Below are 19856 nucleotides of genomic sequence, written 5' to 3'. Positions count from 1 at the left end.
GTGCTCGATCGCGTCCGCGGAACCCGGCGGCTCCGCAGGGCGGTGCACAACGCGGCCGGCGACCACGACCCGGCCGGCGCGCTGGCGGCGCTGCGCCAGGCGCGCGCCGAGGTCTCCGGGGCGCTCGCCGACGCCGACGAGGCGGCGCTGACCGAACTCGTCGAGGCGACCGTGCGGCCCGCGCTCCTCCCGCTGCTCATCGAGGCCGACTTCCACGAGCTGGAGGCCGTCGGCCTCCACGTCGTGCGGGCCGCCGCCGAGCGGCACGAGCCGAGCGGCGCCTGGCGTCCGCTGCTCGCCGCCCGCGACGCCCGCGGGGAGTACGACGCCGCGCGCGGGCTGCTGATGCGGGTCTATCCGGTCCTCGACCCGGCGGACCCGGCGAAGCAGGAGGTCGCGACCGCGCTGGCGCGCCGCAGCGTCCTGCCCGGCGAGACCGAGGCACCGGAGACCGAACTCTCGATCTACGTGGACGCGCTGACCCGCGAGCCCGCGTTCATGCGGGAGATCATCGACGTCGTCGCGTCCGTGCTGCGGGTCGACCTGGAGTCCGGCGAGCGGCGGATGCGGCAGGCGGCCGAGCTGGCGCTGGACCTGTCCAACCGGAAGATCCCGGCGCCCGGCCTGGACGCCGCGCTCGGCCTCGCCCACCTGATCGTCATGGACCGGCCCGACACCGCGATCACCTATCTGATCCGGGCGCGGGACGCGGGGCGCGACGACGAGGCGTTCCGCGCCATGCTCACCGCCGCCTACCTGCGGGCCGGCGACCGGGTGGCGGCGGAGGCGCTCGGTGGGCACGCGGCGCCGACCTCGTCCCGGTGGGCCAGGGAGATCGCGTTCCTGCTGCGGACGCTGACCTGGTTGGACGATCCGGCGAGCGAGGAGCCGCCCCCGATCGAGGCCGCCGCGCTCCGGGACTTCGTGATCGGCGAGCTGACCGGGCCGTGGCTCGGCTACGCGGCCGGGCGCATGTTCCTGCTGGAGGGCGACCAGCGGAGCGCGGCGTCCCTGCTCCTGCCGCTGGTGGACGCCGATCCTGTCCGCCCGGACTGGATCTACCACGCGGCCTGGGCGGCGCTGCTCACCGGCGACCGGGCGGGCGTCGCGCGGTGCTTCGACCGGGTCCGCGGCCAGCCCATGGAATGGGCGGTCGCCTGCCTCTGCCTCGACGCCGACCCCGAGAGCGACCGCGCCGACGAGATCGCCGACGCGGTGCGGGCCGCGCCGCCGCCGTTCACCGCCCTCGCCGAGATCCGCGCGTGGATGGCGCGCGGCGGAAACGTCCGCGCGGACACCGGGCCCGACCCGGAACTGGAGTGGGACCCCACCGAGGGCATGCTGCCCGAGCTGCTCGAAGCCTTCCGGACGGTCATGGCCCGCCATGTCGGACGGAAGGACGACCGGCTCGCCCAGCTCGTCGACCTGCCGCCGTTCGTCCGGCTCCCCGGCCAGGAACGCCTGATGTGGATGGGGCTCTCGCTCCGCGCGACCGAGCCCGACCAGGGACGCGAGCTGCTGGACCAGGCCGCGCGCGTCTACGGCTACGGCCGCGCCGCGCTCGTCCTCGCCGCGTGGGACGCCGGGGAGAACCGTCCCGGGACGGCGCTGGAGCTGCTCGGCGACGACGTACCGCGCGCGGGCGTCAAGGCGGCGTCGCTGGCGGCCTGGGCCATGGCCCGCGAAGGCCGGGACGCCGAGGCGTCGGAGATCCTGCACGAGCTGAAGGAGCGCGGGCAGCACCAGGCGGGCTTCATGCTCGGGCAGCTCCGGATGCGCGCCGCGCTCGAACGGCACGCCGCCGGTGACCCCGCCGGGGCGCGGCAGATCGCCGCCGAGGCCGCGTCGGAGCTGGCGGAGGCCGTCGCGACGGTCCCGGCCGGCACCGGCGAGATCGCGCGCCTGCTCGGCGGCGCCGCCGCGGCCTTCGCCGGGACGGGCGGCCCGGAGGCCCCGGCGCCGCAGCCGTCCATGCAGGCCCACCCGTGGGCCGTCTGGATCCTCGGGATCGCCGCCGCGACCCGTGACCCCGCCGGCGCCGACCTCGGCCTCCTCGAATACCTCGTGATCCTGCTCGACCGGGACGACCGGCTCGGCCCCGAGCCCTACATCGACCTCGCCCGGGCCCTCGCGCTCGCCTGCCACCGCGGCCGCGACCGCGCCCGCACGGGCACGCTGGTCGAGCTGCTCGGGCGGCTCGCGGCACGGGCCCGGGGGCGTGCCGACCTCGCCGAGGTCGTGGCGCTGCACGACCGCGCGGTCCTCGGGCAGGCGCAGCGGGAGTCCGACGAGTCCGCGCCGCCCCTCCCGGCCGCCCCCGGCAGCGTGGCGGTCGCGATCGTGCAGGCCGCGCGCGTGCTCGACGGCGGCGACCCCGCCGAGGCGGCGCGGCTGCTGCGCGAGGCCGGCGACGGCGACGACACGGGCGGCACGGACGCCTGGATCTGCGCGGTCCTCGCGGGCGCGGTGCAGGGGACCCCGGTCGCGGACGCGGCGCCGGAACCGCCGCTCGACGACCTCTCCGCGCGGGCGCGGCTGGCCGTCCACCTCGCCGAGGCGGCGAGCCTCTCGGTGGACGAGCCGGAACGCTGCCTCGAACAGGTCGCCGCGCTGCTGTCGTCCCCCGGCGCGGAGGCGGTCTCGCGCCTGGTCGACATCGACCGCGTCCTGCCCATGCTGTGCGCCGCGAAGGGCGGCACGCGGCGGGCGTCGTCGTCGCCGCTGGCCGAGTTCGTGGAGGGGCTGGCCGAGACGCCGGGCGTGCGGTTCGACCCGGTCGTCCTCGCCCGCTGCGCCACGGCGACCGGCGCGCTGGACACCGCCGACCGGCTGTGGCGGCGCGCCCTGGCCGCCGCCGGGCCCGACCCGGCCGCGTCCCTGCGCGAGGAGTTCGCCCGCCTCCTCTGCCACCGCGCCCAGCGCGCCCGGCAGGAGGGGTCCCCTCTGGACGCGGCGAGACTGCTCCGGCAGGCCGGGCATGTCCTGTCGACCGGCTCCCCCATTCCAGAAGGGACGACCACGTGAGATCGATGCCGTCCGCCGACGACCTTTTCGCGCTCGCCGACGCCCTGGAACTGGAGGCGTGCTCGGACCGTCTGATCGCTCTGGAATCCCTTGAGGGCCCGGAGTCGATGAAACGCAGCGGCCGTTACCGCAAGCTCGAAGCCGCCATTGCGGAGAACGGCGATCTGCGGGCGGCCCTGCTCCAGGAGACCGACGCCGAGGCGGCCCGGCAATGGGCGCGGCATCTGGAGGTGCAGGGGCCGGACATCGACGTCTACCACACGCTCGCGGTCGCCTATCGGGAAAGGGCGTTCCGGCGGACGGCCGACACCGGCCCGGCGGAGGCGGAACTGGAGGCGGCCACCGCGCTCTGGTTCCTGCTGCTGGCCAGCCCGGCGTTCTGGGAGCGCCAGGGCGACCTGGACGACGAGGCCCGCGTCCGCGCGTCGCTCGCCCGCGAGCTGCTGGAGATCCACGCCCGCGAGGGCGCCCGGGCCCTGGCGGCGGGCGACCACCTGGTCGCCCGCCTGCACGTGCACTGCCTCGCCACCTGCCGGTCGGGGAGCGACGCGGTCGAGGCGCTGCTCCAGCGGCAGGGGCTCCCCTACGACTACGCGGTGGACCGCGAGCGCGCGGACGAGATCGCCGAGATCGCCGCCGGACTCCTCGACGACTGGTGCGCCGACGCCGTCCAGACCGCCGAGCGGATGACGACCGACGCCGAGCGGGTGGGCCGGCTGCCGGCGGGGCTCACCGCCGACTACGCCGCCGGAATAGATCACCTGAAGCCTTTTCTGAGCCTCGGCGTTCCGTTCAAACGCGCGCTGCGAACATCTCTGGAATGGTATAACTTGTGGTCTGTTTTCCTGTGGAACGACCGCGCGGAGACGCGGGCCGGGGAGGTCGTGAACCAGGCCCGGCCCTGCGCGGAGGAACTGGCCGCGATCTGCGAAAAGGGAGAATCGCTGAAGATCGAGAATCAGGCCCTCTCCATCCATTACTACCATCGCGCCGTCATGCTCGGCCGCGAATTCGACGCCGAACGCGAGTTGGCCGCGGCGCTGGAATGGAACCCGAGCAACGTCCAGGCCAGCGAGGCGCTCGCGGAAATCCGGCCGCGGTGACGGGAGGGGCCGGACGGTGAGCGACATGCCGGGGGTCAACCCCTTCCACGTGCTCGGGCTGCCCGTCGACGCCGACCGGGAGCTCATCGTCGAGCGCGGCCAGGAGCTGGCCGACCTCGCCGCCACCGACGAGGAGCGCGGCCGCATCCAGTGGGCCGTCGGCGAACTGATCCACGACGAGGCCGTCCGCCGCGTCCACGCGATCCTCGAGGTCCCCGGGACCGACTACGACGACGGCCGCTGGGCCCGGTTCCAGCGGCGGCACCGCGGCAACCCGGTGGACCTCAAGACCCTCGGCGCGGTGGGCCCGCCCTCGCCCGAGGTGTTCGACATCCCGCAGATCATCGACGTCGTCCTGGACTGGAGGCTCACCCCGCCCGAGGTGGACGTCGACGAGGCCGTCCGGCACGTACCCGTCCGACCCCGGCTCGACGAGCCACCGCTGGAGGTGTCCGATGTCCTCTTCGGATGAGGGCGAGCGCCCCGTCCCCGACGGCCTGCCCTACGGGTGGGACGTCTTCGCGGACCGTCCGGCGCCCCCGGACCCGGTGCTCGTCTCGCCCGCCGCCGAGATGGGCGCGGCGCTCCAGCTGCACCGGTCCGCGCTCAACGCCGAGCGGAAGCGCGCCCGGGCCGAGCTCGACCAGACCCTCGACGTGGCCTACGACCTGGTGACCCTCCTCGCCCAGTGGGACGCGGCGCTGACCCGGAGCCGGGACGCGCTCACCGATGCGGGGCTGGGCCGCGTCCACCAGCAGTTCCGGCTGCTGAAGGACGACGCGCTGGAGATCCTGCGGCGCGGCGGCGTCACCTACGAGGACCCGGCCGACCGGCCGCTCGCCGAGGTCGAGGACCGGGTCGAGGTGAAGGGCTGGAAGTACAGCGCCGACTACACCACCGAGGTCGTGGCGCGGACGATCGATCCGATCGTGCTCCGCGACGGGGCGGTGGTCCGTCCCGGGCTGGTGCAGATGGGGGCGCCGCCCCGCGAGGAAGAAGCAGCCGAAGCGGCCGAGGAACAACCGGCCGAGGAACAAGCAGGACACGACGCAAGCGACGACCATGATGGGGAAGGCACGCGATGACACAGATCGTGAGCAAGGCGGTCGGCATCGACCTCGGCACCACCAACAGCGCCGTCGCCATCATGGATCCGACCGACACCGACATCGTCATCCACCGCGACCCGGTCACCAAGTTCCGCACGACGCCGAGCTGCGTCTGGCGCTCGGGCCCGGACGCCGATCTCGTGGTCGGACGCCGGGCGCGCAACCAGGTCGGGCGCCGCCCCGAGCCGATCACCTCGATCAAGCGGAGCATGGGGCAGCAGACGAGCGTGCAGCTCGCGGGCGCGCCGATCACGCCCGAGGCGGTGTCGGCGGCGATCCTCGCCGAGATGAAGCGCCAGATCGAGGAGGACGTCGCGAACTTCGCGACCTCCGACACGACCTGGCAGGTGGACCGCGCGATCGTCACCGTGCCCGCCTACTTCGACCAGCCGCAGATCGACGCGACCCGCCGGGCCGCCGAGATGGCGGGCCTGGAATGCCTGGAGCTGCTGCACGAGCCGACGGCCGCCGCGTCCCACCACTGCTGGCGCACCGGCCGCCGCGACGGGACGTTCATGGTCTACGACCTCGGCGGCGGGACGTTCGACGTCAGCGTCGTGCGGTGCACGGCCGGGGTCTACGAGGTGCTCGGGATCAGCGGCAACAACCGGCTCGGCGGCGACGACATCGACGCCGACTTCACCCGGCACCTGCTGGAGATGCTGTGCGCCGAGGGCGCCGCGCTCGACCTCGACCCGAACGGCGACGCCGACGACCGGCTGCTGTTCGACGACGTCAAGCGGCTCGCCGAGGGCGTCAAGGTCGGGCTGTCCAGCGAGCCCGAGTACGCCTGGCGGGAGAACGGGCGGCTGCTCGACAAGGCGGGCGACCCCGTCCTGATCGAGGCGGTGATCGAGCGGTCCGAGCTCGACGCGGTCGTCCGGCCGCACGTCGAGCGGACGCTCCTCTACTGCCACGAGGCCCTCGAACGCGCGCAGGAGAAGGCGGGGATCTCCCTGTCGGACGTGGACGAGATCATCCTCGCGGGCGGCTCGACGCACATCCCGCTCGTCCGGGAGATGGTCGCCGCCGAGCTCTGCGCGGGCGCCAAGTGCGACGAGCCCGTCTACGACCAGGTCGACACGGTCGTGGCCATGGGCGCCGCGATCCGCGCGGCGGTGACGGGCGGGATGTCGGTCTACGACCCGGGACGCACCGTCCGGGTCTCCTTCCGCGGCACCTCGGCCAGCGCGCGGGAGACCACGCACGTCGGCGGGACGGTCGAGTCGCTCACCGGGGAGCACGACCTCACCGGCGGCTACGTCAAGCTCCAGACCCCCGACGGCGTGGAGGACGACTCCGACATCGACGCGCGCGGCAACTTCGCCTTCAAGGGCGTCGCGCTCCGGCCGGGCGTGGAGACGATGCTCGGATTCGAGGTGTTCGACGGTGACGAGCAGCTCGTCGCGGCCGTCGGGCGTCCGATCACCCAGAGCGAGAAGGCGCGCAAGCTGCCCAGCGTGAGCAACACCGCCGTCTGCCCCAAGGCCGTTCTGCTGGAGGTCAACCAGGGCGGCCAGAAGGTGCGCAAGACGCTCATTCCCGAGCTCCAGGAACTGCCGACGAGCGCGGAGTTCGACTTCTCCCACCCCGGCGACACCGACACGCTGCTGTTCCCCATCTACCAGCGCAGCAAGAACATTCAGGTGATCCGGATCCCGGTGGACTCCTCGACGCCGAGCGGCACGCGGATTCGCCTGGAAGTGCAGATGGACCGCCATTCCTACCTCACCGCCCAGGGCACGATCGGCGACCAGCCTTTCGAGTTCGACGTGCAGGCCCCGGCGGAACGCGAGATGCCCGCGCCCGACGAGGTCGCCGGGCTGGAGCAGGGCTTCGAGGACGCCGCGTCCTTCCTGCCCGCCGGACGCCGCGCCACGGCCTCCATCCAGTTCGACATGGCGCGCAAGGCGTTCCAGCGCTCGCGGGAGACCGGCGACGAGAAGGGCGCCGTGCACGAGTTCGAGCAGATGGAGGAGATCCTCGCCGGCATCCAGGTGGCCACCACGCCGCTCCAGCCGCCGAAGGAGGACTTCGACAAGCTCGTCAACGACTGCGTCGAGGTCAACTCCGCCGTGACGGACGTGGACAAGGTCCACGACGCGCAGGAGATGAGCCGCGCGATCGAGGCGCAGCGCGCCCGGGGCGAGAAGGCGTTCCGGGAGGGCGACCAGGCCGTCTACAGCGAGGTCCTCCGGCAGCTGGAGGCGTACATGTCCCATCTCATCAGCCGCTACCGGCAGAACAGGCCGGCGGGGTCGGAGCTGACGCCGGAGCAGCGGGCCGACCTGCTCGTGGAGATCGCGGAGGAGGAGGCCGAGTCCGTCCACCGCCACGCCGTGCTCATGCGGCGGAACGATCTGCGGGGCGAGGTCGAGCAGGTCCAGCGGGAGCTGAAGGGGCTCGCCGGGCGCGCCGCCCGCGAACCGCAGCCGGTCACCGCGCGGGCGCAGCAGCTGCGCGCCCAGCTGAAGCGGATCAAGCACCGCCTCCAGGGCGACGACGGCGTGGACAACCTCGTCAAGGCGCACTAGGAGGGGTTCGATGGACATGGGTTCGATGAACGCGGAACCGATGAACGCGGGTTCGATGAACGCGGTGACGGTGAAATGCCCCTTCCCGCGGTGCGGGGCCGAGAACGGATACGACGCGGCTGAATGCGGCAGGTGCGGGGCGCCTATCGGGAGCTACGCCCTGCTGTCGGTGTATTCCGCGCACCTGTTCAACCGGGGCCTTGCGGCGGCGCGGGAGGACCGGCTCGCGGAGGCGCACGGCTATTTCGCGGCGGTGGTGCACTGGTGCCCGTCCGACATCGAGGCGCGCAACGCACTCGCGCTCGCCTGCCAGGCGCTCGGCCATTCCGCCGAGGCGCGGGACGCGTGGGAGGAGGTGCTGCGCCGCAGGCCGGGCGACCGGCTCGCGGACCTCGGGCTCAACCCGCCGAAGGCTGCTTCCGATCCTCCTCCGGATCCGGTTCCCGTTCCCGCTGATCCTCCGCTGGACGAGGGTCGGGAACCGGCTGCGGCTCCGGCGGCTCCGGGTCGGCCGACCGGAGGTCCATGAGCAGCCGGTCGATGTCCACGCCGAGCTGGCTGAGGAACATGTGGGCGGCGGACTTCGGGTCCGACAGCAGGACGCGCAGGACCGCCGCCTCGCCGATCGGCACGCCCGCGCCGTCGTCCCAGGCCTTGGTGAGGGCGCCGAACGAGCGCTGGGTGAACTTCTTCGGCCTGATGCCCGGCGCGTAGAGGACGTGGAGGGCGTCCTCGGCCGTGCTGCCCTGCGCCTCCAGCGCCCGGCGCAGGACCGTGCTGCCCGCCGCGCCGAACCCCTGGAGGAAGGTGTGCGACTCGACCGGCCGCCGCTTGCCCGCCGCCAGGACGAGGGCCGCGGTGACGGCCTTGAGCGTGCCGTCGTCCAGCAGTTCGGCGGGTAGCTTCCCGTTCGCGTCGAGCAGCGGGTCCGGCTTCGTCGTCTTCGCCGACGGCGCGATCTTCACGTCGGGCTCGGTGGGGGCGACGGTGCCGGTCGCAGTGCCGGTCGCGGTGTTGGGCGCGGTGTCGGTCGGTGTGTCGGTCGCGGTGTTGGGCGCGGTGTCGGTCGGTGTGTCGGTCGCGATGTTCGTCGCGTCGCTCAGGGCGGTGGCCGCGTCGGTGGCCGTGTCGGGTGGTGTGTTGGTGGCCGTGTCGGGCGCCGTCTCGGTGGGCGCGTCGGTCTCGGGGGCGGCCGGGGCGTCGAGGCCGAAGAGCTCGCGGACCGTGACGCCGACGACCTCCGGGATCTCCGCCGACGTCCCGCCGTCGGTGCCGGCGAACGCGAGCGCGATGTCGTGCGGGCTGATGATCGTGCGGCCCTGGGCCGTCGCGTCCTCCTCGGCCTGGAGCAGGACGCCGTGGACGGTGTCCGACAGCTCGATCTCCTCCGACTGCCGCTCGACGACGCCGTCCTTCGTACCGACGATCATGTGCAGTATCGCGGAGAGCATCGCCAGCCGCTCGGCCCCCACCCCGCGCACCATCGTGGACTGGAGTTCGGTCTCGGTGATGAGGGCGAAGAGCAGTTCGACGGAGGTGACCAGGCCGCTGGTCTCCGCGACGGTGAAGGCGCGGCGCATCAGTTCGGTGGCCGACGCGGAATAGTTGACCTGCCCTTCGTCGTCCTCCGCCGCCGCAGGGGGCGCGGCCGCCGCGACCGGGGGCGGGCCGCCCGTGATGTGCACCCCGGGGTTGCTGTACAGGAGGAAGGACGCCCATCCGGCGTCGGCCTCGTCCAGCAGGGCGTAGCGCGCGTTGCGCACCGCCGAGCCGGCCGTCTGGTCCTTCAGCAGCCGCTGGTAGAACTCCTCGGCGAACAGCTTGGCGCTGCGTTCGGAGACCTCGACCCGGGTGCCCACGACCACCTTCGCGCCCATCGTCAGGAACGACAGGCACAGGTTCGCGATCGGACGGGCGGACTGGCAGCCGTTGATGAACACCACGGGCGGCGCCCCCACCATCGCGGCGACCCGCAGCGCGGCCTCGTTGAGGATCTCGCGGCCGTGCAGCATCAGACCGCTGTCGGCCGGCTTGTTCATGATGGAGACGTGCCCGCAGTAGTGCAGCAGGTCGAAGGGGGTGGAGATGAGGAGCCTGACGACGCTGATCAGCGTGGCCTGGGCGCCCACCAGCAGCGTGCACTCCGTCCCCTGCCTGGTCAGCCAGGCGGCGACGTGCTCGGCCTCCGCCCGCGCCATGGGCAGGTCCCCGAGGGGGTCGCCGACGATCAGCGCCCGCTCGATGCGGCCCACCTCCCGGCCGCTGAGCGGGACCTTCTGCACGACCGACCCCTGCCCGAGATCCTGGGTGAGGCCGAGGAAGTCCGTCCCGTCGTGGAGCAGGTCCCAGGGGACCAGCGACTCGTAGGTCCGCACGAGCAGCGGACCCGGCGACAGGCGCATGCGGGCCACGATCTCGGGCTCGTCGGCGCCCTGCGTCGACTGGAACAGGAACTTGTACAGCAGGTGCCCGTACTCGGCGAGCTTCGCGCGGTGGTCCACCAGGTCGCCCGGCCCGGCCTGGCCGCTCGTCGCCCTGTCGAGCGCCGATCGCAGGACGTTGTTGATGTCGTTGCAGACGCCCTCGATCAGCCCCTGGTGCACCTCGACCGTGTACTCGTACTCCAGCGCGCCGCCGACCTCGCTGCCGGCGGTGCGCAGGCCGTAGGAGTAGTGCCGGGTCGGCCCCTCGTTCCGGCCGACCATGACGCGCAGCATCGTCGCCGGTTCATTGCCCATCGTGGCCGCCCGCGTTGCCGTGCACGGCGATGAACCGCTCGATGATCTCCGTTTCGGCCGGGGTCGGCGGGCTGGTCATGGTCAGGGAGTTCGCGCCGAACGTCAGCGTGATCGAGGGCGGCGGCGCCTCCGTTTCGCGCGGGGTCCGCTGGAGCCAGATCTGCACGATCTGGACCACGGTGGCGAGCGTCGCGGCCGACTCCACGACCAGGCCGAAGATCTCCGACGTGGCGGCCCGCCGGCCGGGGGGCGGCGTTCCGACGTTGACCTCGTGGATCTTGCGGACGGCGGCGTCCGGGGAGTCCTCCAGCGTGTTCCGCAGCTCACGGCGCAGTCGCTCCGCGTAATGGTGATCGTCGACTCCGTCGAGTCTCAGTTCGAATTCCAGACGGGGGCTCATGGGGATTGTTCCTCTGCGGACGCGTTCGACCAGGGACGACCTCAACTCTGCCATCAACCGCTCGTCGAAATCGAGCGGTTCGCCATGAAGCCGGTGGGCGGAACCTCACACATTGTTCGTCCGGCCGAAGTCGCGCTTCGATTGATCGCGATTAGGACCTTCGGGCGAGGCGGCGGATGGCGCTTTGGAGGGGAGACGGTTCGGCGCGGCGGCTTCTAGCGTTCGGAACGGCGGCTACCGAACACGTCACTATCTCTGGGGGAATGGTGTCACAGTCCAAGAAGCCCGTCCTGACCCGTCGGTCCCTGCTCGGCGGCGCCACCGTCGCGGGCGTCGGAGCGGCGTTCGGCTCCGTTCTGCCCGCCCACGCCGACGGGCGGAGCGCGGTCCGGCCGAACGCGATCGAGCAGGCGCGGATCGACGCGGTCACGGCGCGGCTCGACCGCGACCTGGTCCGGTTGCGCCGCGACATCCACCGGCACCCCGAGGCGGCGGGCGAGGAGCGGCGCACCGCCGCGCTGGTGGCGGCCCGGCTCCGCGCCGCCGGGCTCTCGGTGCGGCGCGGCGTCGGCGGGACCGGCGTCGTCGGCCTACTGGACGGCGCGCTCCCCGGCCGCACCGTCGCCTACCGCGCCGACATGGACGCGGTGCCCCCGCAGGACCAGATCGAGGGCGGTCCGGAGGTCGCGCACTGCTGCGGGCACGATCTGCACACGGTGATCGGCGTCGGCATCGCGCAGGTCCTCGCGCGCCTGCGCGACCGGCTCAGCGGCAGGCTGGTGTTCTTCTTCCAGCCGGGCGAGGAGGCCCTGATGGGCGCCCGCGCGATGATCGACGCCGGGGTGCTGGAGTGGACGCGGCCCGAGGAGATCCACGCGCTGCACTGCGGCCCGTTCCCGGTCGGCCGGTTCGCGGTCACGCCGGGGGTGGGGCTGCCGGGGCTGGACCGTCCGAGCGTCGTCCTGCCGGGGCCGGACGCGCCGGAGCAGGCCGCCCGCCTCGTCGACGCGATCAACGGGCTCAGCACGGTCGCGTGGCCGCAGACGCCGGCGGACTACGAGCGGGTCGTCCACGAGCTGGAGACGCCGGACGGCCCGCTGGCGCGGTTCGTGCTGACCAACGCGCGGGCGGGCGAGCCCGACGCGGCGGGCCGCGTCACGGTGGAGGCGGCGTACCGCTGCTGGCCCGAGGAGCGGTACGTGGAGGTCAGGGAGCAGATCAGCCGTCTCGCCGCGGCCTACCCGGGCGCGCGGGTGGACTTCGGCGGCGACCCGTTCCCCGCGATGGTCTGCCCGGAGAAGGACGCGCTCGCGCTGAACGGCTACCTGCGCGGCACGTTCGGCTCCGACGCCACGACCGAGTTGCACGCCGCGTTCCCGTTCAACGGCGAGGACTTCGCGCTGTTCCTCGACCGCCTGCCCGGCACGTTCACCTTCCTCGGCGTCCGGAGGCCCGGCGCGGGCATCACGACCTGCTACCCGCACTTCGGCAGCTTCGACCCGGACGAGCGGGCGATCGGCGCCGGCGTCCGCGCGATGTCGGGCTGGCTCGCAGAGCGCCTCCGGAAGTGACGCGGGTTTGACGCCGTGGTCCCGGCCGGGAGCCGCTCCGGCCGGGACCACGGCAATGGCCCTTGAGACCCCGGGTCAGACCCCGAGCTGCTCGGACGCGAGCGCCGTGCCCTCGACCCGGGCGCGGACCTTGGCGAACGCGATGTCGCGGGAGGTGGAGGTGTCGTCGGCGAAGGGCGAGAACCCGCAGTCGTCGCAGCTGCCGAGGCGGTCGGCCGGCAGGTGGCGGGCGGCGGCGAGGACGCGGTCGCGCACCTCCTCCGCCGACTCGACGCGCGGGTCGATCGGGTCGGTCACGCCGACGAAGACCCGGGCCTCGGCGGGCAGGTGCTCGGCGATGACCGCCAGCACCCGGTCGGGGTCGGGTTCGCTGGCGAGCTGGAGGTAGAAGTTGCCGGCCTTGAGCTGGAACAGCTTCGGCAGCAGCCCGGCGTAGTCGACGTCGAGGCTGTGCGTGGAGTCCTGGTCGCCGCCCGGGCAGGAGTGCACGCCGATGCGGGCGCGCTCCTCGTCGCCGAACCGCTCCAGCACCTGGTTGTTGAGCGCGATGAAGTTGTCGAGGAGGCCGCCGCTCGGGTCGAGCTTCAGCGAGAGCCGCGCCTCGGTGAAGTCGATCTGGACGACGTGCGCGCCCGCGTCCAGGCAGGCACGGATGTCGGCCTCGGCCTCCGCAGCCAGGTCGTCGAGGAACTCCTTGGTCGGATACCCGTCGATGCCGTCGGCGGGGTAGAGCAGGCTCAGCACGGACGGCGCGATCACCGCCTGCTTGACCGGGACGGTCGCGTGCTCCCGCGCGGCGCGCAGGTAGGACTCGGCCCGTTCCGCGTAGCGGAACGGACCCGCCGTCAGCTGGGGGAGCTGCCGGGTGTGGCCGTCGGCGAACGGGATGACGACGCCGTCGGGGGCGAGCCCGGACAGGCCCGCGATCGGGTAGGTGGCGAAGCTCGGCTTGGTCTGCTCGCCATCGGTGACGACCGGCGAGCCGGCCTCCTCCAGCCGCCGGATCGTGTCGGCGACGGCCCGGCTGCCGGCCTCGCCCAGTTCGGCGTCGCTCAGGCCGCCCTCGGCGTGCGCCTGGACGGCGGCCAGCAGCTCGGCGGGACGGGGAATGCTGCCGATCGGTTCGGTGGGGATGCCCATACGGCGAACCTAGATCACCGCATCGGCCATTTCAATTACGCAGCGTTATTTTCTGGCTACCTGGCCGCATCAGGTCATCCGGCGGCCTGGAAGGCCGTCCGGGAACGCCAATTATCCCCAGTCTCATTCTGCATCGGCGCCGCGATTACGCCAGCTTTTCTGGGATGAATTTTCGTGGTTTTCCGGAGTTGTCGGTTTGGTCGCCGCGAGCCGCTCGGAGTGGGCGGATCCGGCGGCCGGCCACCCGCCCTCCGGCGGCGGCGCCTCGTGGGCCAGCCCCGCGAGGACGGCCCGCACGAGCCGTTCCGCCTCAAGCTCGACCGCGCGCCGTCCGTCCAGCCGGACGAGACCCTCCATGAGCAGCGTGGCGAGCCCGTGGACGGCGGCCCAGAAGAGGAACTCGGCGCCGGGACGCGACGAGGGCGCGAGGCCGCCGGAGGCCAGCAGCCGGTCGAGTTCCACGGTGAGCGCGTCGTGCGGGTGCGGCGAGACCGGGCCGACCGTCCCCCCGGCGCCGAAGGCGAGGCGCGCGACGGCCGGGTCGTCCACGGCCCAGGTGACGTAGCCGCGGCCGTAGGCGATGAGGCGTTCCAGCGGGTCGGCGGACGCGGCGTCCGCGTCCCGCGCGAGCCGTTCGCCGAGCCGCGCGAGGACGCGCTGGGAGAGGGCGCCGACGAGCGCGCCGCGCGAGTCGAAGTGGTGGTAGGCGGCGCTGGGGCTGACGCCGACCCGGGCCGACGCCTCGCGCAGCGACCAGCCGTCCGGTCCGCGCTCGCGGACGAGCGCCTCGGCGGCGTCGAGCAGCGCGCCCCTGAGGTCGCCGTGGTGGTAGCGGGCCCTGGCCATGGCCGCGATCTTAACACCGTTCAGATATGCGCTACGCTCGGACGTAGTATCTGAACAGTGCTCAGATTGGAGTTCGCCATGTGCCCATCGCCCACTGTTTCCGAGCAGGCGCCGCCGCCCCGCGTCCAGGGGGAGCCGGTCGAGGTCGCGCCCGGGGTGTTCGTGATCGCGGATCGCCGGGTGCCGATCGTCCCCAACGTCGGGATCGTCCTCGGCGCGGACGCGGCGCTGGTCATCGACACCGGTATCGGCCCGCGCAACGGCGCGTACGTCCTGGAGCAGGCAAAACGGCTGACAGAAGACCGGCCGCTCTACCTGACCCTCACCCATTTCCACCCCGAGCACGGGTTCGGCGCGCAGGCGTTCAAGGGCGAGGCGACGATCGTCTACAACCGCGCCCAGCGGGACGAGCTGCACCGCAAGGGCGCCGGATATGTCGAGATGTTCAGGGGACTGAGCCCGGCGGTCGCCGCCGAACTCGAAGGCGTCCGGCTGGTCGACCCGGACGTGGTCTACACCGGCGAGGCGGAGATCGACCTCGGCGGGCGGACCGCCCTGCTGCGCGAGGTCGGCCCGGCGCACACCGTCGGCGACCAGGTCGTCCTCGTGGACGGCCGGACGCTGTTCGGCGGCGACCTGCTGGAGACCCGCATGTTCCCGATCACGCCGTTCTTCCCGCCGCACGACACCGACGTCGACGCGGGCCGGTGGATCGATGTGCTCGACGACCTCCTCGCGCTCGACCCCGAGGTCGTCGTCCCCGGCCACGGCGAGGTGGGCGGCGCCGGGATCGTCAAGGACGTGCGCGGCTACCTCGACCACGTCCGGGCCGAGACGGCGCGGCTGCGCGCCAGCGGCGTCCCCGTCGAGGAGGCGGCCGAGACGATCGGCGCGGACGCCCGCGCCCGCTGGGACACCTGGGACCACGGGGAATGGATCGGCCTCGCCGTCCGCGTCTTCTACGGCTGAGCCCGGCGACCCGGCCTTCCCAGTGATCGTCACGGGTCGGTACGGTCGGGGCGGAGGTGCATGGTGGCGAGTCTGGTGTTGCGGAACGCGTCCCTGCTCGACGTCGAGTCGGGGGAGTACCGGGAAGGCGATCTGCTGTCGGTGGACGGGCGGATCGCGGAGAGCGGGCCGGGGCTGCGGGCCCCGGCCGATGCCGAGACGCTGGAGCTCGGCGGCGCGGTGGTGCTGCCCGGCCTGATCGACGCGCACGTCCATGTCGCGGCCGCGACGGCGGACATGGCCGAGATGGCGGTCTGGCCGCCGTCCTACACGGCCGCGCGCGCGGCGCGGATCATGGCGGGGATGCTGGAGCGCGGGTTCACCACCGTCCGGGACGTGGGGGGCGCCGACTTCGGGCTCGCCGACGCGCAGGCCGAGGGGCTGATCCGGGGGCCGCGGCTCGCGTTCTGCGGGCACGCGCTGAGCCAGACCGGCGGCCACGGCGACATGCGCGTGCGCGGCGACGACACCCCGGCCGAGCTGAAGTGCTGCCTCGGCTCCGACCGGGTGGCCGACGGCGTGGACGGGGTCCGCGTCGCCGCCCGCGACGAGCTGCGCAAGGGCGCCGACCTCATCAAGGTCAACGCCGCCGGGGGGATCGCCTCGCCCACCGACCGCATCGACTCCACCCAGTACTCGATGGAGGAGCTGCGCGCGATCGTGGACGAGGCGGAGGCGGCCAACCGGTACGTCGCCGCGCACGCCTACACCGCGCGTGCGGTGAACCGGGCGCTGGAGGCGGGCGTCCGCAGCATCGAGCACGGCAACTACATCGACGACCGCAGCGTGGAGCTGTTCCTCGAACGCGGCGCGTTCCTCGTGCCGACGCTCGCGACGTACTGGGCGATGGAGCGGGAGGGCGCCGCCTACGGGCTCCCCGAGGTCAGCCGCCGCAAGGCCGCGGGCGTGCTGGAGGCCGGGATGGAGGCGCTCGAACGCGCCCAGCGCGGCGGCGTCACTATCGTGTTCGGCACCGACCTGCTCGGCCCGGCACACCGCTACCAGAACGAGGAGTTCCGGATCCGCGCGAAGGTCCAGGAGCCGATCGACATCATCCGGTCGGCGACGTCGACCGCCGCCGAACTGCTGCGCAGGACCGGCGAGATCGGCACGCTGCGGGACGGCGCGCTCGCCGACCTGGTCGTGCTGGACGGCGACCCGCTGGCCGACATCAACGTCCTCGCCGACCCCTCCCACATCCGCCACGTCATTCAGGACGGCGTCGTCCAGGACGGCCGGGTCCGCTAGAACACACGCCCCGGGGTCACGATCGCGAGCCGCGCCCCGACCGGGTCGTTCATCACCGCGAACCGCGCGGTCGGGACGTCGCTCGGCGGGACGCGCAGCCGCGCGCCGAGCTCGACCGCGCGCTCGGCGGAGGCGTCGCAGTCGGCGACGGCGAAGTAGGGCATCCAGTGCGTGGGGTGGTCGGCGGGCCAGAACTCGTCCATCGGGATCATGCCCGCGACCGGCCGGTCGTCCACGTGGCAGACGTAGTAGCCGGAGCGGTAGTAGGGGCGCTCGATCGTCGTCCAGCCGAAGACCTCGCCGTAGAAGCGCTCGGCCTCCACGATGTCGGGGGTGACGAGTTCCACCCAGGCGAGCGCGGACGGCTCGTCCCACAGGGCCGCGCCGTGGAACTCATACGGCTCCCAGACGCCGAAGTCGGCGCCGCGCGTGTCGGCGAACTGCGCGATGCGTCCGAGGTGGGCGACCGGGTAGGGCTCGGCCTGCTCCTGCCCGCCCGCGGCGGCGACGGCGCGCGAGGCCTCCTCGGCGTCGCGGGTGCTGAAGTAGCACGTCCAGCTCGGCTCCTCGGTGCTGTCGAGGAGCGTCTGCATCGCCGCCACCTCCGGCCCCTGGACGCCGCCGAGCGTGAACATCTCGTAGTCGCCGAACGCCTCGACGGTGAGCGTGTAGGAGGACCATCCGAACAGCCCGCGGTAGAACTCCTTGGACGCCGCGACGTCGGGGCTGGCCAGGTCGACCCAGCAGGGCGCCCCGGTGCCGTACCGGGTCACCTCGGCCATCGGCGCCCCTGGAGATCGGGCGTGGACACCGCAGTACACATGCGCTCCACGCTACGGCCGGATCCGCAATCGCAATGGCGGCGGGCGTGAGGGGACTCTTCAAGTCCGTGCCAATACCTCGTATTGTCGCCCGCCCGACTTGCCGGTGTTACGTCATTGGTGAACCGGGTGCGCCGAGTCGTCCCGAGTGACGCGTGTGAACGATTCCTGGTGACAGCGCGTGACGGGCGTCGAACGCGGGCCGAATTGGCGTGGTCCTACTGATCGTCCCCGTACTGAGCGCACGCTCAATACCATCGGCATACCCTACGGGAAAAAGCTTTCATGTTCCGTGTACGACGCTTGTTCGTGGGTCATAATCACGTCACGGTAAAGGGCAGGGATATGAATCGCTAACCCGAAGGGGGCAGGCGTTGTCCACGCAGGGCGATCCAGCGGTACGCGAGGCACAGGCACTGAAGGAGGTGACCGACCGCCTGCGGCGGTCGTTCGGGGACAGCTACAGCGAGCACCAGGTCACCGAGACGGTGACCGCCGTCCTCCACCGCTTCGACGACAGACCCATCCGCGACTTCGTCCCGATCCTCGTCGAGCGCATGGCGCGCGAGCGGCTCGGCGCCGCTGACTCGCTCGGCCCGGCCGACACGCTCTGATCCATCCCTATCCGGGGGCGAGCCGGTAGACGCGGACCACGCGGTCGGTGGTCCCGTAGACCGGCCGCCATCCGGGCCCGGCCCAGACCGGATCGCGCAGCATGGTCTGGGCCGACACCCGGCAGAGCGCGCACACCCGCCCTGTCTCGGCGTCGAACACCACGAGCAGGTCCCCGGGCCGGGGCCGCTCGCCGCCCGGCAGGGCCGAGCGGATCCGCCCCGGCCACGCCTGCCCGCCGAACGCGCCGTTCTGGTAGACCCCGAGCACCTTCCGGGTGTGCTTGTCGGTCCACACCCGCGTGTTCGGACCCTGGTCGTTGCCGTGCATCCAGGACCGCAGGGCCTCCAGCTGCGTCCCGCCGCCCGCCCTGGTCGCGGGCCCCGCCCACCACGAGTGCGCGGCGGTGCCGACCGTGATCGCGGCGACGGCCAGGACGGCGGCGGCGGGCAGCACGGCCGACAGCTTCGGCCGCGCCGTCCACCGCGTCCGTCCGGCCAGGGCGGTTGTCGCGATCCAGATGAGGCCGACGCCGCCCAGCACGAACGCCGGGAAGACGGGGAACCAGTACCGGATCAGTTGCAGCCGCAGCTTGGGGGCGCTCGGGTCCAGGACGCCGCCGAGCAGCGTCAGCGGCAGCCACAGCGACGCGCAGGCCGCCACCAGGACGAGTATCCGCCGCATCCGCAGCAGCCCGCCCACCAGCGTCAGCCCGAGCATCAGCTCAAGGAGGCGCCCCTCCGGATAGTCGCGCAGCGTGTGCGGCAGCCGCAGCACGTACGCCATCCGGGGCTTGTCGCGGTAGGACGCGGCGATGCTCGGCGTGGACGGCCGCTGCCCGTGCCCGAGGACCGCCTTCGCCCGCGCGAGCGGGTCGCCGTAGAGCTGCCAGCACAGCGCCAGCTCGGCGATGCCGATGACGGCGATCGGGGCCGCGACCCACAGCAGGCCGGTCCAGCGCGTCCGGTGGAACAGCACGGCCACGACGACCGGCCACATGAACACGACGAACTCGCGGGCCAGATAGGACCAGCCGAGCAGCGCCCCCACGGCCAGCAGCGCCCCGGGCCCCGGCGCGTCCGGACGCCGCCGCAGCCACACCGCGAGCGCCAGCGCGCACACGAACAAACCGGTCGCGAACACGTCCGGCAGCAGATCGGTGGAGTCGATGGCGACCGGCGTCGCCGCGACCACGATCAGCGCGCCCGCCACCCCGGCCGAGCGGGCGAACAGGAGCGTTCCGAGCGCGTAGGTGCCGAGCAGCAGCGTCAGCGTCGCGAGGATCGGCACGGTCGCGTACGCGGCCTGCGAGTACCCGAACACCATGATCGCCAGCCGCACCGGGACGATCAGCCCGAACCGCGTCACCTGGTGCATCTCCGTGGTGGCCTCGACCCGGCGCGGGAAGCGGTCCGCCGCCAGCATGTAGTTGAGCTGGTCGGACGGCACCGGCGTGCGCAGGTTGACGATCAGCACCCCGAGCCAGGCCAGCCCGAGGAGCCCCGGCACGAGCCAGGGTGAGTCCGTCCAGCGGCGGGCCGGTGAGTCCGGCGGGTCCGCCCGCCGGGACGCGGTGTCGGTCAAGCCCACGGGCACGTGGGCAATCTCCCCGCATCCACCCGACGCCCCGGCGTCCAAACGGTGTCCAACGGATGAATTCCCCCAGGCCAGCGCCCTGATCGCCCGCTATTTCACCCGATCT

The 19856-nt window shown here is 72.9% G+C and carries 15 protein-coding genes; 9 read left to right on the top strand and 6 right to left on the bottom strand.

All coding sequences use genetic code 11. From position 1 onward, the window contains the following. Genes K2F47_RS31170 through K2F47_RS31150 form a run of 5 tightly spaced genes read left to right on the top strand, consistent with a single transcriptional unit; the run spans window position 1 to window position 7770 of the window. Complete coding sequence (locus K2F47_RS31170; RefSeq protein WP_242909488.1) at window positions 1–3024, top strand: hypothetical protein; 3024 nt, start codon at window positions 1–3, stop codon at window positions 3022–3024. Beyond that, complete coding sequence (locus K2F47_RS31165) at window positions 3021–4127, top strand: hypothetical protein (RefSeq protein WP_242909481.1); 1107 nt, start codon at window positions 3021–3023, stop codon at window positions 4125–4127. The genes K2F47_RS31170 and K2F47_RS31165 overlap by 4 nt, the downstream gene beginning before the upstream one ends. Before the next feature lie 16 nt (window positions 4128–4143). Continuing rightward, complete coding sequence (locus tag K2F47_RS31160; protein WP_242909479.1) at window positions 4144–4599, top strand: hypothetical protein; 456 nt, start codon at window positions 4144–4146, stop codon at window positions 4597–4599. Beyond that, window positions 4583–5212, top strand: coding sequence for a hypothetical protein (locus K2F47_RS31155; protein ID WP_242909477.1), 630 nt, complete (start codon window positions 4583–4585; stop codon window positions 5210–5212). Before K2F47_RS31160 ends, K2F47_RS31155 begins: the two co-directional genes overlap by 17 nt. Next, window positions 5209–7770: an Hsp70 family protein gene (locus K2F47_RS31150; RefSeq protein ID WP_242909475.1), complete on the top strand. Its 2562-nt coding sequence runs from the start codon at window positions 5209–5211 to the stop codon at window positions 7768–7770. The genes K2F47_RS31155 and K2F47_RS31150 overlap by 4 nt, the downstream gene beginning before the upstream one ends. A gap of 398 nt (window positions 7771–8168) precedes the next feature. Here the strand turns inward: K2F47_RS31150 and K2F47_RS31145 are convergent, their stop codons facing one another. Both K2F47_RS31145 and K2F47_RS31140 read right to left on the bottom strand, forming a co-directional pair. Further along, entirely contained in the window at window positions 8169–10508 is a 2340-nt protein-coding gene (locus tag K2F47_RS31145) for a CHAT domain-containing protein (protein ID WP_242909474.1), read from the bottom strand. Beyond that, window positions 10498–10908, bottom strand: a complete 411-nt coding sequence (locus K2F47_RS31140) for an effector-associated constant component EACC1 (protein ID WP_242909472.1) — start codon at window positions 10906–10908, stop codon at window positions 10498–10500. Before K2F47_RS31140 ends, K2F47_RS31145 begins: the two co-directional genes overlap by 11 nt. A gap of 263 nt (window positions 10909–11171) precedes the next feature. Here K2F47_RS31140 and K2F47_RS31135 point away from each other — a divergent pair, with 263 nt between their 5' ends. After that, complete coding sequence (locus tag K2F47_RS31135) at window positions 11172–12479, top strand: M20 metallopeptidase family protein (RefSeq protein WP_242909471.1); 1308 nt, start codon at window positions 11172–11174, stop codon at window positions 12477–12479. A gap of 75 nt (window positions 12480–12554) precedes the next feature. Here the strand turns inward: K2F47_RS31135 and K2F47_RS31130 are convergent, their stop codons facing one another. Both K2F47_RS31130 and K2F47_RS31125 read right to left on the bottom strand, forming a co-directional pair. After that, complete coding sequence (locus K2F47_RS31130) at window positions 12555–13619, bottom strand: cobalamin-independent methionine synthase II family protein (protein ID WP_242909470.1); 1065 nt, start codon at window positions 13617–13619, stop codon at window positions 12555–12557. A 123-nt stretch (window positions 13620–13742) separates the two neighbouring features. Beyond that, a complete protein-coding gene (locus K2F47_RS31125) occupies window positions 13743–14465 on the bottom strand; it encodes a TetR/AcrR family transcriptional regulator (protein WP_242909469.1) in 723 nt (240 codons plus the stop codon). Between the two features lie 57 nt (window positions 14466–14522). On the opposite strand from K2F47_RS31125, the gene K2F47_RS31120 reads away from it, so the two are divergent. Beyond that, window positions 14523–15434, top strand: coding sequence for an MBL fold metallo-hydrolase (locus K2F47_RS31120; RefSeq protein WP_242909468.1), 912 nt, complete (start codon window positions 14523–14525; stop codon window positions 15432–15434). Window positions 15435–15494: 60 nt separating this feature from the next. After that, entirely contained in the window at window positions 15495–16721 is a 1227-nt protein-coding gene (locus K2F47_RS31115) for a metal-dependent hydrolase family protein (protein ID WP_242909467.1), read from the top strand. Here K2F47_RS31115 and K2F47_RS31110 read toward each other — a convergent pair. Next, a complete protein-coding gene (locus tag K2F47_RS31110) occupies window positions 16718–17503 on the bottom strand; it encodes a VOC family protein (protein WP_242909466.1) in 786 nt (261 codons plus the stop codon). The two genes, K2F47_RS31115 and K2F47_RS31110, sit on opposite strands and share 4 nt — an antisense overlap. A gap of 413 nt (window positions 17504–17916) precedes the next feature. On the opposite strand from K2F47_RS31110, the gene K2F47_RS31105 reads away from it, so the two are divergent. Further along, window positions 17917–18156, top strand: a complete 240-nt coding sequence (locus K2F47_RS31105; protein WP_372490945.1) for a three-helix bundle dimerization domain-containing protein — start codon at window positions 17917–17919, stop codon at window positions 18154–18156. 7 nt (window positions 18157–18163) lie between these two features. On the opposite strand, the gene K2F47_RS31100 is transcribed toward K2F47_RS31105, so the two are convergent. Beyond that, window positions 18164–19750 (bottom strand): glycosyltransferase family protein, encoded by a 1587-nt coding sequence (locus K2F47_RS31100; protein WP_242909464.1) that lies wholly within the window; start codon window positions 19748–19750, stop codon window positions 18164–18166. Window positions 19751–19856: the final 106 nt, after the last annotated feature.

The organism is Actinomadura terrae (genome assembly GCF_022751215.1).
Classification (GTDB): Bacteria; Actinomycetota; Actinomycetes; order Streptosporangiales; family Streptosporangiaceae; genus Spirillospora; species Spirillospora terrae.
The sequence above is the reverse complement of the archived record's forward strand: the minus strand, read 5'-3'. Positions and strand labels throughout refer to the sequence as shown.